The organism is Sanguibacter sp. Leaf3 (assembly GCF_001425965.1).
GTDB classification, from domain to species: domain Bacteria; phylum Actinomycetota; class Actinomycetes; order Actinomycetales; family Cellulomonadaceae; genus Sanguibacter; species Sanguibacter inulinus.
Window position 1 is genome coordinate 55606 of sequence record NZ_LMRH01000004.1, and the last position, 15491, is coordinate 71096.

At 71.8% G+C, this 15491-nt stretch carries 11 protein-coding genes; all 11 read left to right on the forward strand.

Annotation, left to right across the window (positions count from 1 at the left end; translation table 11 throughout):
• Positions 1–13: 13 nt before the first annotated feature.
• The 11 genes from ASG53_RS17740 (at position 14) to ASG53_RS17790 (ending at position 15419) form a co-directional block, all read left to right on the forward strand.
• Complete coding sequence (locus ASG53_RS17740) at positions 14–1723, forward strand: NADH-quinone oxidoreductase subunit M (protein WP_056136590.1); 1710 nt, start codon at positions 14–16, stop codon at positions 1721–1723.
• Entirely contained in the window at positions 1720–3525 is a 1806-nt protein-coding gene (nuoN, locus tag ASG53_RS17745; protein ID WP_082544191.1) for an NADH-quinone oxidoreductase subunit NuoN, read from the forward strand. The genes ASG53_RS17740 and nuoN overlap by 4 nt, the downstream gene beginning before the upstream one ends.
• Positions 3526–3642: 117 nt before the next feature.
• Positions 3643–4656, forward strand: coding sequence for a polyprenyl synthetase family protein (locus tag ASG53_RS17750; protein ID WP_056136592.1), 1014 nt, complete (start codon positions 3643–3645; stop codon positions 4654–4656).
• A 323-nt stretch (positions 4657–4979) separates the two neighbouring features.
• Positions 4980–5780, forward strand: coding sequence for a PP2C family protein-serine/threonine phosphatase (locus ASG53_RS17755; RefSeq protein WP_056136595.1), 801 nt, complete (start codon positions 4980–4982; stop codon positions 5778–5780).
• Positions 5781–5877: 97 nt separating this feature from the next.
• Entirely contained in the window at positions 5878–8085 is a 2208-nt protein-coding gene (locus ASG53_RS20455; protein ID WP_056136596.1) for an FHA domain-containing protein, read from the forward strand.
• The gene (locus ASG53_RS17765; protein ID WP_056136598.1) at positions 8082–9794 is read left to right on the forward strand and encodes a serine/threonine-protein kinase; all 1713 of its coding nucleotides are present in this window, start codon (positions 8082–8084) and stop codon (positions 9792–9794) included. The genes ASG53_RS20455 and ASG53_RS17765 overlap by 4 nt, the downstream gene beginning before the upstream one ends.
• 109 nt (positions 9795–9903) lie before the next feature.
• The gene (locus ASG53_RS17770; protein ID WP_056136600.1) at positions 9904–10599 is read left to right on the forward strand and encodes a hypothetical protein; all 696 of its coding nucleotides are present in this window, start codon (positions 9904–9906) and stop codon (positions 10597–10599) included.
• A complete protein-coding gene (locus ASG53_RS17775) occupies positions 10599–11078 on the forward strand; it encodes an LpqN/LpqT family lipoprotein (RefSeq protein ID WP_056136602.1) in 480 nt (159 codons plus the stop codon). The genes ASG53_RS17770 and ASG53_RS17775 overlap by 1 nt, the downstream gene beginning before the upstream one ends.
• A gap of 126 nt (positions 11079–11204) precedes the next feature.
• Positions 11205–12578, forward strand: coding sequence for an FAD-dependent oxidoreductase (locus ASG53_RS17780; protein ID WP_056136604.1), 1374 nt, complete (start codon positions 11205–11207; stop codon positions 12576–12578).
• A 196-nt stretch (positions 12579–12774) separates the two neighbouring features.
• Positions 12775–13677: a zinc metalloprotease HtpX gene (gene htpX / locus ASG53_RS17785; RefSeq protein ID WP_056137090.1), complete on the forward strand. Its 903-nt coding sequence runs from the start codon at positions 12775–12777 to the stop codon at positions 13675–13677.
• A 140-nt stretch (positions 13678–13817) separates the two neighbouring features.
• Entirely contained in the window at positions 13818–15419 is a 1602-nt protein-coding gene (locus ASG53_RS17790) for a methyl-accepting chemotaxis protein (protein ID WP_056136606.1), read from the forward strand.
• The last annotated feature ends 72 nt before the right edge of the window (positions 15420–15491 follow it).

A 15491-nucleotide genomic window follows, 5' to 3' on the forward strand; every position in this document is an offset into this window, starting at 1 on the left:
GAGGGGCGGACAGATGACCATCGACCCGAACATCCCGTGGCTCACCCTGCTGGCCGTCGTGCCGCTCGTCGGCGCGCTCGTGCTGTGGGCGCTGCCCCGCGGCTCGCGCAGGCTGGCTCGGCCCGTCGCGCTCGCCTTCTCGCTCGTCGAGGTGCTGCTCGTCGTCGCCGCCGTCGCGGCCTTCGACACCTCCAGGGCCGCCGTCCACCAGCTCGCCGAGACGCACGCGTGGATCCCGCAGATCGGCGCGAGCTATGCCGTGGCCGTCGACGGGGTCGGACTCCTGCTCGTCGTGCTGAGCGTGGCCCTCGTGCCGCTCGTCATCGGCGCCGCCTGGCGCGAGCAGGGCGTCAGCGGTGCCGCGAGCACCCGGCGCGCGAAGGTCACCGTCGGCAGCGTCGGCAGCGTCGGCAGCGTCGTCGGCGCCGACGACGCCTCCGGCGCGGACGGCCTTCCCGGTGCTGCCGGTCCCGAGAGCACGACCGACGTCGTCCTCCGCGAGGCCGGCGAGGGGCGTCTGCGCCACTACCTCGCGCTGGTCCTCGTGCTGCAGACCTTCATGGTGCTCGTCTTCAGCGCGCGCGACGTGTTCCTCTTCTACGTCGTCTTCGAGGCCATGCTGGTCCCGGTCTACTTCATGATCGGCGGCTTCGGCGACGGCGCCCGCCGCCGGTACGCGGCGATCAAGTTCCTCATCTTCTCCCTCGCCGGCGGGCTCGTCATGCTCGCCGCGGTGATCGTGCTCTACGTCCAGGGGCCCGGGGGCGAGCAGGGCTTCCTCACGGACAACCTCACAGGGCTCGGCCTCGACCAGACGACCGAGCGCCTGCTGTTCCTCGGGTTCTTCCTCGCCTTCGCGATCAAGGCCCCGATGTTCCCCGTGCACTCCTGGCTGCCCGACGCCGCCGAGCACGCACCCGCGGGCACCTCCGTCCTGCTGGTCGGTGTGCTCGACAAGGTCGGCACCTTCGGGATGCTCACGCTCTGCCTCCCGCTGTTCCCCGACGCGAGCCGGTGGGCGGCGCCGGTGGTGATCGTGCTGGCTGTCGTGTCGATCCTCTACGGCGCGCTGCTCGCCCTCGGGCAGGACGACCTCATGCGCCTGGTCGCCTACACCTCGGTGTCGCACTTCGGCGTGATCGTCCTGGGCATCTTCGCCTTCACCCAGCTCAGCGTCTCGGGTGCCTCGTTCTACATGCTCAACCACGGGATCTCGACAGGGCTGCTGTTCCTCGTCGGCGGCTTCGTCGTCCGGCGGACCGTGACAGGCCGCTCGCGCCGGATCAGCGAGCTCGGCGGTCTGGCCAAGGTCACCCCGGTCCTGGCGGGGGTCTTTCTGCTGGCCGGGCTCTCCGCGCTGTCGCTCCCGGGTCTGTCGACCTTCGTCTCCGAGATCATGGTGCTCGTCGGGTCCTTCGGCAGGTATCCCGTCGCCGCGATCGTCTCGGCCTTCGTGGTCGTGCTCGCGGCGCTCTACGTGCTGCTGACCTATCAGCGGATCTTCACAGGCCCCGTGCGGCCCGAGCTCGCCGGGACGCGGGACCTCTCGGCGCGCGAGCGCTGGGTGGTCGCCCCGCTGGTCGTCGCGCTCCTCGTGCTCGGCTTCGTACCTGGGCCTGCGCTCGACCTGGTCCGCGACCCCGCAGCAGTCACCCTCGAGCAGGTCGGCGTCGCCGACGTCGTCCCGCTCTCCGACGCACAGACCGAGGGGAGCGACTCATGATCCTCACCACAGCAGCCAGCGCAGCCGGAGGCTCGACCACGACAGCCGTCGTCGCGGCCGGGAGCTTCACGCCGCCCGAGGTGCAGTGGACCGCCGTCGCGCCGCTCCTCGTCGTCTTCGGGGCCGGTGTGCTCGCGGTCCTCGTCGAGGCCTTCGTCCCCGCGCGGCTCCGACGCGCGGTCCAGGTGCCGCTGATCCTCGTGGCGCTCGTCGCCGCGCTGCTCGTGGTCGTCTGGCAGTGCGTCGAGTGGCTCGGCCCCGACAAGCCTGGCGCCGTCGTCGTCCTCGGCGGGTCGCTCGTGATCGAGGGCATCGCGCTGATGTTCCAGGGCACGATCCTCGTCGTGGCCTTCCTCGCCGTGCTCGTGGTCGTCGACCGCAGCGCGAGCGGGCAGGACGCCTTCGCGCCGAGCGTCGCAGCGATCCCGGGCTCGGACTACGAGGAGCTCGCGCGTCGTCGTGGCCTCGAGCAGACCGAGGTCTTCCCGCTCCTGCTCTTCGCGATCGGCGGGATGCTGATCTTCCCGGCAGCGGCCGACCTGCTCACCATGTTCGTCGCCCTCGAGGTACTCTCCCTGCCGCTCTACGTGATGTCGGGCATGGCCCGTCGGCGCAGGCTGCTGTCGCAGGAGGCGTCGTTCAAGTACTTCGTGCTCGGTGCCTTCGCCTCGGCGATCTTCCTCTTCGGCTCGGCCCTGCTGTACGGCTACTCGGGCTCGGTGCGCTTCGCCGACCTGTCCAACGCGTCGACCGCGGTCGTGCAGGGCGGTTCGCCCGACGGCTGGGAGCTGCTGTGGCTCGTCGGCTTCCTCATGGTCGTCTGCGGTCTGCTGTTCAAGGTCGGTGCGGTGCCCTTCCAGGCCTGGGTGCCCGACGTCTACCAGGGCGCACCCACCCCGGTCACGGGCTTCATGGCGGCGTGCACCAAGATCGCCGCCTTCGGGGCGCTCGTGCGGATCCTCTGGTTCGGCGGGCTCGGCGGCACGCTCGACATGCTGCTGTCCTTCAAGACGGCGATGTGGGTCGTCGCGATCGCCACGATGGCCGTCGGTGTGGTCGTCGGTGCCACCCAGACCGACATGAAGCGCATGCTCGGGTACTCCTCGATCGCGCACGCGGGCTTCGTGCTCGTCGCGATCCTCGGCTTCAACCCCCAGGGCATCAAGGCCGTGATCTTCTACCTCGTCGCCTACGGCGTCGCCACGGTCGGTGCCTTCGGCGTCGTCTCCCTCGTCCGCGAGCGGGGCAGCGGGGGAGAGGTCCTCGGCGAGGCCACGCACCTGGGCCAGTGGGCCGGGCTCGGCAAGCGCAGCCCCTGGCTCGCCGCGTGCTTCTCGGTGTTCCTGCTGTCCTTCGCCGGGATCCCGCTGACCGCGGGCTTCATCGCGAAGTTCGGTGCCTTCTCGGCGGCTGTCGAGGGCAACCCGCAGCTCGGGACGGGCGAGGTGCTCGCCGTCGTCGGTGTGCTCGCCTCTGCCGTGGCGGTGTTCTTCTACATCAGGATCATCGTCATCATGTTCTTCATGGACCCTGCCGGGACACTCCCGGACGGACCTGCCGACCTGGTCCCGGACGGACCCGCCACCCCGGGCGCTCGGGTCGAGGGCGACTCGGAGGGCCTGGCCAGCAGCCCGGCGCAGACGTCTGTGCTGCTCGCGGACGGTGCGCCCCAGGTCACCGTCGTCACGGGCCTGGGCCCCACAGCCGTGGCCGTCGCGGTGTGCGCTGCGCTCGTGGTCGTGCTCGGCGTCTTCCCGGCGCCGCTGCTCGAGCTCGTCGGATGGGCCACAGGCATCGGCTGAGGCCTGGTCAGTGGTGGCGGCCTCGGGTGACCGAGATCGTCGCCGCAGCAGCGGTGTGACCTCTGCCGCCGGGTGTCAGTGCACGCTCGGGGCACGACAGACGATAGGTTCTACCTCGTGACTACTGCTTCGATCGGGCTGCCTGTGCCGGACCCTGACCTTGCCGAGAGGCTGGCCGCACGGCTCGCCTACGTCGAGGAGCGTCTGCGCGACTCCGTGACGCACGCGGACGAGCTCGCGAACACGACCTCCCGCCACCTCGTGGACGCCGGGGGCAAGCGCCTGCGCCCCCTGCTCGCGCTGCTCACCGCCGAGCTCGGCGAGTCCGCCAGGCCCGAGGTCATCGACGCAGCCGTCGTCGTCGAGCTCACCCACCTGGCGACCCTGTACCACGACGACGTCATGGACTCCGCGCCCCTGCGCCGCGGCGCACCCGCCGCGCACGAGGTGTGGGGCAACTCTGTCGCGATCCTCACCGGCGACCTCCTCTTCGCGCGGGCCTCGGTGACCGTCGCCGGGCTCGGTCCCGAGGCCGTCCGCTGGCAGGCCGAGACCTTCGAGAGGCTGTGCCTGGGCCAGCTGCACGAGACCGTGGGCCCCAGGCCCGACGAAGACGCCGTCCAGCACTACCTCCAGGTGCTCTCGGACAAGACCGCCTCGCTCATCGCGACCTCCGCGCGCTTCGGTGCCAGGTACGCGGGGTGCCGCCCGGAGATCGTCGAGATCGTCGCGAACTTCGGCGAGAAGGTCGGCGTCGCCTTCCAGCTGGCCGACGACGTCATCGACCTCACCTCCGACGGTGCGCTCACCGGCAAGACTCCGGGGACCGACCTGCGCGAGGGCGTGCCGACCATGCCCGTCCTGCTGCTGCGCAGCCACGTCGCCGCGAGCGCCCAGCCGTCGCCCGAGGACCTCGCGATCCTCGCCCTCCTCGACTCCGACCTCAGCTCCGACGAGGCGCTCGCCGGGGCCGTCGCGGCCCTGCGTGCTCACCCCGTCGTCGAGGAGACCCGCGCGCAGGCCGTCGCCTGGGCGCAGGATGCCGTCGCCGAGCTCGTCCCCCTCCCGGACGGTCCTGTGAAGGACGCCCTCGTGGCCTTCGCGGAGTCCCTGGTCGACCGGACAGCCTGACCCCCCGACAGGCTGGGCAGCACGGGGCGACGGCTCGTCGCCCCGGGTGCGCCGGGCGGACGTCGAGACGCTCGACGCGACCCCTCGCGTCCTGCTCGGCGACCGTGGCCCTGACTCGCACGACACGTCAGTCCGCGCACGCCGGAGAGCCCCGTGACTGCGGGGGAGTAGTCCCCATCGCAGCACCCCGTACAGGCGACTAGCGTCAGTCCTGCCCGAACGGGCGGAGCGGCGCCCCCAGGACGCCGACAGACGCGGCCCAGCACGGACCGCGAGACGTCGGTGCACGACAGACCGACAGACCGACAGGCAGGTGACGGGCAGTGGATCAGCGGCACGCCGTCAGCGCCCTGCGATGGGGTGCGACCACGCACCCTGGCCGGCGCCGGGCCGCCAACGAAGACGCCTTCCACGCCGAGCGCGGGGTCTACTTCGTCGCGGACGGCATGGGTGGTCACGAGGGCGGCGCCCGGGCGAGCGCCGCGGCCGTCGAGGTCCTCTGCGCCCTCGCAGAGTCCGACAACGTGACCCTCGACGAGCTGCACGCCACGATCCGCGAGGCGCACCGGGCAGTCACCCAGATCGCGACCCAGCCCGGACGGCACGCCGGCACCACGATGACCGGGGCCGTGGTCGTCCAGCGTGACGGGGTGCCCACCTGGCTCGTCGCGAACGTCGGAGACTCCCGCACCTACCGCTTCCTGAACTCCGAGCTCCAGCAGATCACCGTCGACCACTCCCTCGTCCAGGAGCTCGTCGCCGCCGGCGAGGTGTCGCCCGAAGAGGCGCGGACCTTCGCCCGCAGGCACGTGATCACCCGGGCGCTCGGCGGGACCGTCGAGCCCGAGCCGGACTGCTGGAGCCTGCCGATCGTGCCCGGGGAGCGACTGCTCATCTGCTCCGACGGTCTCACCGAGGACGTCTCGGTCGCCCAGATCTCCGAGGTGCTCCGCCAGCAGCCGCACCCCCAGCTCGCCGCCGACCAGCTCGTCAACGCGGCCCTGCTCGCCGGTGGCCGGGACAACGTCACGGTGGTCGTGGTGGACGTCGCCCCGACCCCCGCAGGCCAGGTCCCCGCGCCGCCCCCGCAGGGAAGCTGGACGGGACGGTCCGTCTCCGCGTAGCAGAGCGGGCGACCACGCAGTACCGTCCAGGCAGAACCAAGTCCACGGCAGCGCGAGCACGCGGCGCTGCCGACCCCGGTGTGAGGATGAACAAGAGATGTCGATCAGCTACGCGCCCGGAACGGCCTTCGCCCTCGTCAGGCCCGGCGTGGTCGTCCTGCTCGACGACGCCGTCGAGCCGACAGCGGTCTCGGCCATCTGGTCCGCGCTCGAGACCCTCGGGCGCCCTGACGGCATGGCCGACGTGCTCGACAGCCTCACGACAGTCCTGGACCCGTCGCTGCGCGAGCTCCCGGACTTCGGCGTGGTCGTCCACGAGTCCGGCCCTGAGGGCGAGGAGACCGGGGTCCTGCACGTCGTGGCCCGTGGCCGGGTCTCGGTCCACCTGGCCGGTGAGGTCGGCAGCGAGACCATCGAGGCCTTCGGCATGACCACCTGGGCCGACAAGCGCTTCACCGACGTCGACCGCTACGAGCTCGCCGTCGGAGAGACCGGTCTCGAGGCGGCGCTGACCCTCGCGCTCACCACGGGCGTCGTCACGGCCCGCTCGGTGAGCTGGCAGCGCCCGCACGAGGCCGGTGCGACAGCGGGGGCGTCGGCGACGGATGTCGCGTCTGTCGGGACCGCAGACGACACGATCGACGAGGACGGGCTCGCGGCTGTCGCAGCCGTCGCTGCCGTCGCCGCCGTCGGGGACAGCGGCGCGGACGACGAGGTGCGCGAGGGTGGCGAGCTGCGCGAGGACGCACGGGCTGCCGACGCCGAGCGCGAGGAGCAGGTCTCCGGCCTCGACCCGGCGATGGTCCCCGTCCACCCCGCCGAGCCGGACTTCGCCCGCACCCTCGGGGAGTTCCCGGAGGCGCCGACCGACGAGCTCGCGGGCGACAACCCGGCCGGCGACGAACCCGTGACCGGCGACTCCGGGACCGGCGAGGCCTCAGCCGAGGACGCGCCCCCGGAATGTCTTGCCGACGAGATCCAGCAGGTCGAGGGGACCTCCGCGCACGAGGCTGCACCGCAGGCCGACGACGTCCAGGGCAGTGCGGCACCCGCCGTGGTGCCGTCGGGCGCGCAGACCGACGACGAGGCCGTCTCAGCAGGCGCGGCTGTCTCGACCGACGAGGCCGTCTCGGACGACGAGGCCGAGTCGGACGACGACCTCGAAGACACCGTGTTCTCCCTCGAAGGAGTGCGCGGCGTGCTCGCTGCGCGCGCCGCAGCAGTCGCCGAGACCGGCCCCGACCACGCCGAGCCCGTCGAACCCGGGCTCGACGAGGGCGAGCGCGGAGACGGCGCGGTCGGTGCAGCCCAGGTCGACGAGACCGGTTCGGCCGAGACCGAGACCGGAGGCTTCGACGAGGCACGGTTCAAGAAGGCTGCTCCCGACGAGGCCGCTCACGACGCGGCCGGGCGCGACGAGAGCGCGGGCGGGAGCGCGGTGACGCCCTCCGTGCCCGCTCCGAGCACAGGGCTGCCCCCGGTCCCACCGCCCCCGCCGGAGCCGGCGCCGGCCGCTCCGCTGCCCGCCGCCGCGTCGTGGCCTGCGCCGTCGGTCGCGGACCAGCACCCGGACCAGCCGGCACCCGCAGGCCACGCGCCGTACCCGGTGTACCAGGCGGCTCCGCAGATGCCCCCGGGGGAGGCGCTCCCCGCAGGGACCGGCCCCGTGCCCACCTCGGACCGGGCGCCCGAGCAGGCCGGCTGGTCTGCGCCGAGCCCGGCAGCACCGCCGGCACCGGCAGCGCCGCTGTACCCGCAGGGCTCAGGCCCGCAGTGGACCGTCCAGCTGCCCGGTACCCCGCTTGCCGCAGACGAGGTCGCCCCGGCTGCGGCTCCCTCCCAGGTGCCGACCATCCTGGCCCGCAGCTGTGCCTACGGCCACGCCAACACCCCCGTCCGCTCGACCTGCGCCGTGTGCGGCGGCGGTCTCAACCCGCAGGCCGAGGTGGTCCCCAGGCCGTCGCTGGGCCGGGTCGTGCTCTCGACGGGCGACGTCGTCGAGCTCGAGCAGCCTCTCGTGCTCGGCCGGTACCCGCAGGCCCACGTGGTCACGGCCCAGGCCCAGGCTCCCCGCCTGGTCACTGTGCCGAGCCCGAGCCAGGACATCTCCCGCTCGCACCTCGAGGTGCGCCTCGAGGGCTGGAACGTCCTCCTCGTCGACCTCACGACAGTCAACGGGACCACCCTGCTGCGCCCGGGCCAGCCGCCGCGCCGCCTGCACCCGCAGGAGCCGACCCTCGTCATGAGCGGTGACGTCGCCGACCTCGGCGACGGGGTCCGGCTGACCTTCGAGGGTCTTGCATGAGAGCACGCAGGCCGCCCTCGGCGCCGCCGGAGATCGCCGGCTACGAGTACCTGAGCGTGATCGGCTCGGGCGGGTTCGCCGACGTCTTCCTCTACCAGGAGCTGCGCCCCCGTCGGAAGGTCGCGATCAAGGTCCTGCTCCCGCAGCGGGCCGACGAGGCGACCCGGGCGGCCTTCACGGCCGAGGCCGACCTGATGGCGATCTTGTCGAGCCACCCCTCGATCGTCACGATCTTCGACACCGACGTGACCGACGACGGCCGGCTGTTCCTCGCCATGGAGTACTGCTCCCGCTCGACCATGTCCGCGAGGTACAAGCGCGAGCCTCTCGGCGTGGCGGAGACCCTGCGCGTGGGCATCCAGATCGCCGGGGCCGTCGAGACCGCGCACCGCAACGGGATCGTGCACCGCGACATCAAGCCCGCGAACATCTTGGTGACCGACTACGGGCACCCGGCGCTCACGGACTTCGGGATCTCGGCGACCATCGAGCAGAGCGAGGCCGGGGCCGACGGCATGTCGGTCCCGTGGTCCCCGCCCGAGAACCTCACGGCCGAGCCTCGCAGCGGTGTGCGCAGCGACGTGTGGTCGCTCGGGGCGACCATCTACACGCTGCTCGCAGGGCGCTCGCCCTTCGAGGTCCCCGGGGGCAACAACACCCAGCGAGCGCTCGTCCAGCGCATCACGCACGAGCCGCTCCCGCCGATCGGCCGCGGTGACGTCCCGGCCGAGCTCGAGCAGGTGCTCGGTGCGGCGATGGCCAAGTCACCCGACATGCGGTACCCCTCGATGCTCGACCTCGGGCGCGCCCTCCAGCGGGTCCAGTCGGGACTGAACCTCACGTCCACGTCGATCGACATCATCGACGACTCGACGAGCACCACCATCTCGCACCTGTCCGGTGACAGGGACCCGACCGACGGCCAGGACGAGACCGGCGACGGCGGCACCCGCATCCGGCTCGCGAGCGACAGGTTCCACCCGGGCTACGGGGTGGGCCACTCCGAGGACTCCTGGCGCTCGGGTCTGCAGCCCGGCACGACGGGCGACGGCGTCATGGTCGACTCCGTCTCGGGCCACCGCAGCGACTCCTTCACGGGCAGCAGCTACGGGCGCGTCGGCGGCTCGCCCTACGTGCCGTCCGTCGCCTACCCCGACGCGGTGCCCGCCGCGCAGCCCGTGACCACGGGGTACGGGGTCGTCGGTCCGGTCGACCCGGCCGTCGCGCAGGCCCAGGCGGGATCGCCCGGTGGGCCTGGCCAGCCGGCCGGCCTGAGCATCGGCACGCTCGCGCCCACGCAGCAGCAGCCGCCGAGGCGGCTCTCGCGCTGGAGGTCGCCGACGGCGATCACGTCGGTCGCCGCGGTGCTCGCGCTCCTCGTCGCGGGCGGGGTGGTCGTCGAGCGGATGAGCCGCCCCGACCTGCTCGAGGCCTCGACAGTGCCCGCCCCGGTCGAGCTGACTGCGACGGGCAGCGACGGCTCGAGCCAGGTGGTGTTCTCGTGGGAGAACCCCGAGCCCGGGTCCTCCGACACCTACGCCTACCGCCCGGTGACGACGATCGGCTCGGCGTCGACCGAGGAGTACCGCCAGACGAGCGTGCTCAGCGCGAGCGTCAACTCCTTCGGGGTCTCGAACCCCTGCCTCGAGGTCGCGATCGTCCGGGACGGCCGGTTGTCCGGCTCCCCGGCGCGGGCATGCCTCGACTGACAGCGCTTCCCGCTAGAGTCGAGCGGGCGAGCACACGCGTCGTCGGCACCGAGCCCGGCGGCGAGCACGACGCCCTGACGGGGCACGAGAGAGAGTGTGGACTTCTGCGATGACCGAGCTGGCGATTGACTACTGCGGCGAGTGGTTCAAGCCGTCCCTCGACGAGCCCTTCGACATCGGGCGCGAGGCCGACCTCTCCGTCGACGACAACCCCTACCTGCACCGCAGGTTCTTGCGCATCACGCACGTGGACGGCATCTGGTGGCTCTCGAACGTCGGGTCGCTCATCTCGGCGACCATCTGCGACGCGAGCGGCGGCGTGCAGTCGTGGCTCTCGCCCGGCAACAGGCTGCCCATCGTCTTCAAGACGACCACGATCGTCTTCACCGCAGGGCCGACCACCTACGAGCTGCTGGCCCACCTCGAGGGCTCGCCCTACCAGGAGGTCCTCACCGACGACCCCCTCATCGGCGAGACGACCATCGGCGTGATCTCCTTCACCACGAGCCAGAAGCAGCTGATCGTCGCGCTCTGCGAGCCCATGCTCAAGCGCGACGGCGCCGGTCTGAGCGAGATCCCGTCGACCGCCGAGGCCGCCAAGCGCCTGGGCTGGGCGACGACCCGCTTCAACCGCAAGCTCGACAACGTGTGCGACAAGCTGGACCGCATGGGTGTCAAGGGTCTGCGCGGCGGACCCAAGCAGCTCGCGACCAACCGTCGTGCCCGGCTCGTCGAGTACGCGGTGACCTCCCGCCTGGTGACCTCGGCCGACCTCCCTCTGCTCGACGTGGACTCCGAAGACTGATGCCCGGCACGCTCGCCTTCCCGTCCGAGGCCTTCCCGGCGTACCCGGCGCTCGAGATCGACCAGCCCGACGGCTGGGTCGCCCTCGCCGGTGTCGGGCTGCCGCTGGCCCTCGCCGCAGAGGTCCCCTCGGGGCAGTTCCGGCCGAACGTGCTGGTCACAGTCCAGAGGTTCGGGGTCGGGCACACCGTCGCCGACTCGCGTGCGGCGGTCAACAAGAGCCTCAAGGCCCTGCCCAGGTTCAGCCAGACCCTGCGTGAGGACTCGGTGGAGATCCTCGGGGCGCCCGGCATGCGGGTCGAGGGGTACTTCTCCGACGGCAAGGGCGGCACGCTCGTCCAGGCCCTGCGCATGTGCGTGCTCGAGAACGGCCCGGTCTTCGACGTCGTGCAGGTCACGGGCACGTGCACGGGCCCGCAGACCGAGGCGTTCTTCGGCCAGGTCCGTGAGATCCAGGACAGCCTGCGCCTCGCGGGCTGAGCCCCTGGTGCGCCTGTCCAGGGCCCTCCGTCGTCCCTGAGCGGCGCGGGTAAGCCTAGACTAAGTACCAGGAGCACCACTCTGCCGAGCCGCGCTCGGGACACCTACCGGAAGGCATGCATCTCCGTGAGCACTGACCGTCAGCTGCGCGTCGCGATCGTCGGGGCCGGACCGGCCGGCATCTACGCCGCCGACATCCTCTCCAAGACGGAGCTCGACGTCTCCATCGACCTCTTCGAGCGGCTGCCCGCGCCCTTCGGTCTCGTGCGCTACGGCGTCGCGCCCGACCACCCGCGGATCAAGCAGATCATCACCGCCCTGCACAGGGTGCTCGAGCGCGGGGACATCCGCCTGCTGTCGAACGTCGACTACGGCATCGACATCAAGCTCGACGAGCTCCGCGAGTTCTACGACGCGGTGATCTTCTCGACGGGTGCGATCACCGACGCCCCCCTGGACATCCCGGGGACCGAGCTCGACGGCTCCTACGGCGCGGCCGACTTCGTGTCCTGGTACGACGGCCACCCGCACGTCCCGACCACCTGGCCGCTCGAGGCGCAGCAGGTCGCGGTCATCGGGGCCGGCAACGTCGCTCTCGACGTCGCCCGGGTCTTGGCCAAGCACGCGGACGACCTGCTCGTCACCGAGATCCCCGCGAACGTCTACGAGGGCCTCAAGGCCTCGCCCGTCACCGACGTGCACGTCTTCGCCCGCCGCGGCCCCGCGCAGGCGAAGTTCTCCCCGCTCGAGCTCCGCGAGCTCGGGCACGTCCCCGACGTCGACGTGATCGTCTACCCCGAGGACTTCGAGTTCGACGAGGGCTCGATGGCCGCGATCGGCTCGTCCAACCAGACGAAGCAGGTCGTCAAGACCCTCACCGACTGGACCCTCAAGGACCCGTCGACCTTCTCCGCCTCGCGTCGCCTGCACCTGCACTTCCTGCACGCTCCGGCCGAGATCCTCGACACCGACGGCGACGGCAAGGTCGACGCGCTGCGCACCGAGCGCACCCGCCTCAACGGCGACGGCACGGTCAGCCGCACCGGCGAGACGCACGACTGGCCCGTCCAGGCCGTCTACCGCGCGGTCGGCTATTTCGGCTCTCCGCTCGCCGAGCTGCCCTTCGACGACGTCAAGGGTGTCGTCCCCAACGCCGAGGGCCGGGTCCTCGACCTCGACGGCGAGCACCTCGAGGGCGTGTACTGCACAGGCTGGATCAAGCGCGGCCCCGTCGGCCTCATCGGCCACACCAAGTCCGACGCCTCGGAGACCATCCGTCACCTCGTCGAGGACAGCGTCCAGGACGGCTTCGTCTCAGCGACCCAGCCTTCGCCCGACGCGATCACCGGGTTCCTCGCGGACCGCGGGGTCGAGGTCGTGCAGTGGTCGGGCTGGGAGCTCCTCGACGCGCACGAGCGTGCCCTCGGCGAGGCCGTCGGGCGCGAGCGCATCAAGGTCGTCTCGCGCGAGGAGATGCTGGACATCACCCTCGGGCGCTGAACGACGCCAGCCTGACGGGCTCTGGCGTGACCGACCCTGGCCTGGCCGGCGTCGGTACGGCCCCGGCCCGGCTGCACGGGCCCGGCTGACCGGCCGCTGACGAGTCCCTGTGAGCTTCCTGGAGACGGGAACGCCCACGGGGGCTCGTGCGTTGTGGCAGATAGACGACGCAGGACTCAGACCAGAGGTGGGCACGATGGGGCACAGGCACTACAACGGACTCAAGACGGCCGTGCTGTTCGGTCTCATGTGGGCCGTGCTGCTCGGGCTGTGGGCTCTCGTGGGGCAGGGCAGCGGCACGATGCTCGTGCTGTTCTGCGGCATCGGTGTCGCGACGACCGCCTACGGGTACTGGAACTCCGACAAGCTGGCGATCCGCGCGATGCACGCGCGCCCCGTGAGCGAGATCGAGCAGCCCGCGATGTACAGGATCGTGCGGGAGCTCTCGACCGCCGCCCGCCAGCCCATGCCTCGCCTCTACGTGTCGCCGACAGCCGCGCCGAACGCCTTCGCGACGGGCCGCAACCCGCAGAACGCCGCGGTCTGCTGCACCGAGGGGATCCTCACGCTGCTCGACGAGCGCGAGCTCCGCGGCGTGCTCGGTCACGAGCTCATGCACGTCTACAACCGCGACATCCTCACCTCGTCGGTCGCCTCGGCCTTCGCCGGTGTCATCACCGGGATCGCGCAGTTCTTGATGTTCTTCGGTGGGAACCGCGACCGCGGAGGCAACCCGCTCGCCATGCTCGCGATGGCCTTCCTCGCCCCGCTCGCCGCGACGGTCGTGCAGCTCGCGATCTCGCGGACCCGCGAGTACGACGCCGACGAAGACGGTGCCAAGCTCACCGGTGACCCGCTCGCCCTGGCCTCCGCGCTGCGCAAGCTCGAGTCCGGGACCCAGCGTGCGCCGCTGCCGCAGGACCAGCGCCTCGTCGACGTCTCGCACATGATGATCGCGAACCCCTTCCGCGGGGGTGGGGCCCGCAGGCTCTTCGCGACCCACCCGCCGATGCCTGAGCGCATCCAGCGGCTCGAGCGCATGGCCGGCGGACCTGCAGGCCGCCGGGGGACGCAGGACGGGCCGATCACCCGGTACTGACAGGTCGGGGTAGCGCGGCCGACGCCGTGTCACACCGTCCCCCGGATATCACCCGGGGGACATGTCACAGCGTGACGTGCGTGGCCGATGAGTGTGGAGCACCCGCCAGGGTGCGCCCATGTTCATCGAGGAGCACGCTCATGCCGTCCACCCCCCGCCGCCCGTGGCACTCCCTGTCGAACCGACCTCTCGGTCTGAAGATCGGTGCCGCGATCGCCCTCATGGCCGTCGCCGCGCTCGTCACCGGACTGCTCGCGGTCCAGCGCATCGCGTCGCTGCGTGACGGCCAGGCGCAGCTCTACACGGAGAACGTCGCCCCGATGGTGGTGCTCGGCGAGATCCAGCGTGCGTTCCAGGGCGACCGAGCCCGCATCACCCAGTACGGCATGGCCGACGAGGAGACCCGCGAGGTCCTGCGCACCGAGCTCACCGAGCGCCGGGGCGAGATCGACGCGCTCATCGAGGACTACGCGCCCTTCGAGATCGACAGCGCGAGCATGGACTCCTTCCGCAGCAAGCTCGACGCCTTCTACGAGGCCTCGGAGGGTGAGCTCTTCTCGCTCGCCGACGCCGGCGACGACGCCGGGTTCGCGACGAACTTTCAGGAGACCATCCGGCCGATGATCACGGCCTTCGTCGAGCCCTTCACAGCCGAGACCACGGCCCAGGCCGCGCAGGGCGAGAGCCGCGCCGCCGAGGGTGCGGCCAACGCGCGCGCCGCGATGATCCTCGTCGCCGTGACGCTCACCGTCGGGATCCTCGCCTCGGGGCTCCTGGCCTTCTTCGTCACCCGCGCGATCCTGCGCGACGTCCGCCGCGTGCAGAAGGCCACAGACCGCCTCGCGCAGGGCGACCTGCTCGCGACGACGGGTGTCACCTCGGGCGACGAGATCGGACGCATGGCGCAGGCCCTCGACGCCGCGATCCTCGACGTGCGGTCGGTCATGTCCTCGGTCGTCGGCTCGGCCGACGGTGTCGCCGCGGCCTCCGAAGAGCTCTCAGCGACGGCTGCGCAGATCGCCTCGGCCGCCGAGGAGACCTCGGCCCAGTCGGGCGTGGTCGCAGCCTCGGCCGACGAGGTGTCGCAGAACGTGGGCCGGGTGGCCGACGGCGCCGGCGAGATGGGAGCCGCGATCCGGGAGATCTCGCAGTCCGCCAACGACGCGGCGCGCGTCGCCGCGCAGGCAGTCGCCTCGGCCGAGCAGACCACCGAGCGGGTCAGCCGTCTGGGCATCTCGTCGCGGGAGATCGGGGACGTCGTCAAGGTCATCACGAGCATCGCCGAGCAGACCAACCTGCTCGCCCTCAACGCGACCATCGAGGCCGCGCGCGCCGGTGAGGCGGGCAAGGGCTTCGCGGTCGTCGCGAACGAGGTCAAGGAGCTCTCGCAGGAGACCGCCCGCGCGACGCAGGACATCGCGCGCCGGGTCGAGTCCATCCAGTCCGACACGAGCGGGGCCGTCGAGGCGATCAGCGAGATCTCGACGATCATCTCCGAGATCAACGAGTTCCAGCTCTCGATCGCGTCGGCGGTCGAGGAGCAGACCGCCACGACGGCCGAGATGAGCCGCTCGGTCCAGGTCGCTGCCGACGGCAGCGGCGAGATCGCCGCGACGATCACGGGTGTCTCGGGCGCCGCCACGCTCACGACCGAGGCAGCCGCGCAGACGCAGGCAGCGGTCAACGACCTCGCCGCGATGGCGTCGGCGCTGCGCACCGAGGTGCGGCGCTTCACCTTCTGAGCAGCGCGGTCACGCGTCCAGCCCGCGTGGTGGTGCCTCCCGAGAGGGAGTGCACCGCCGCGTCGATCGACG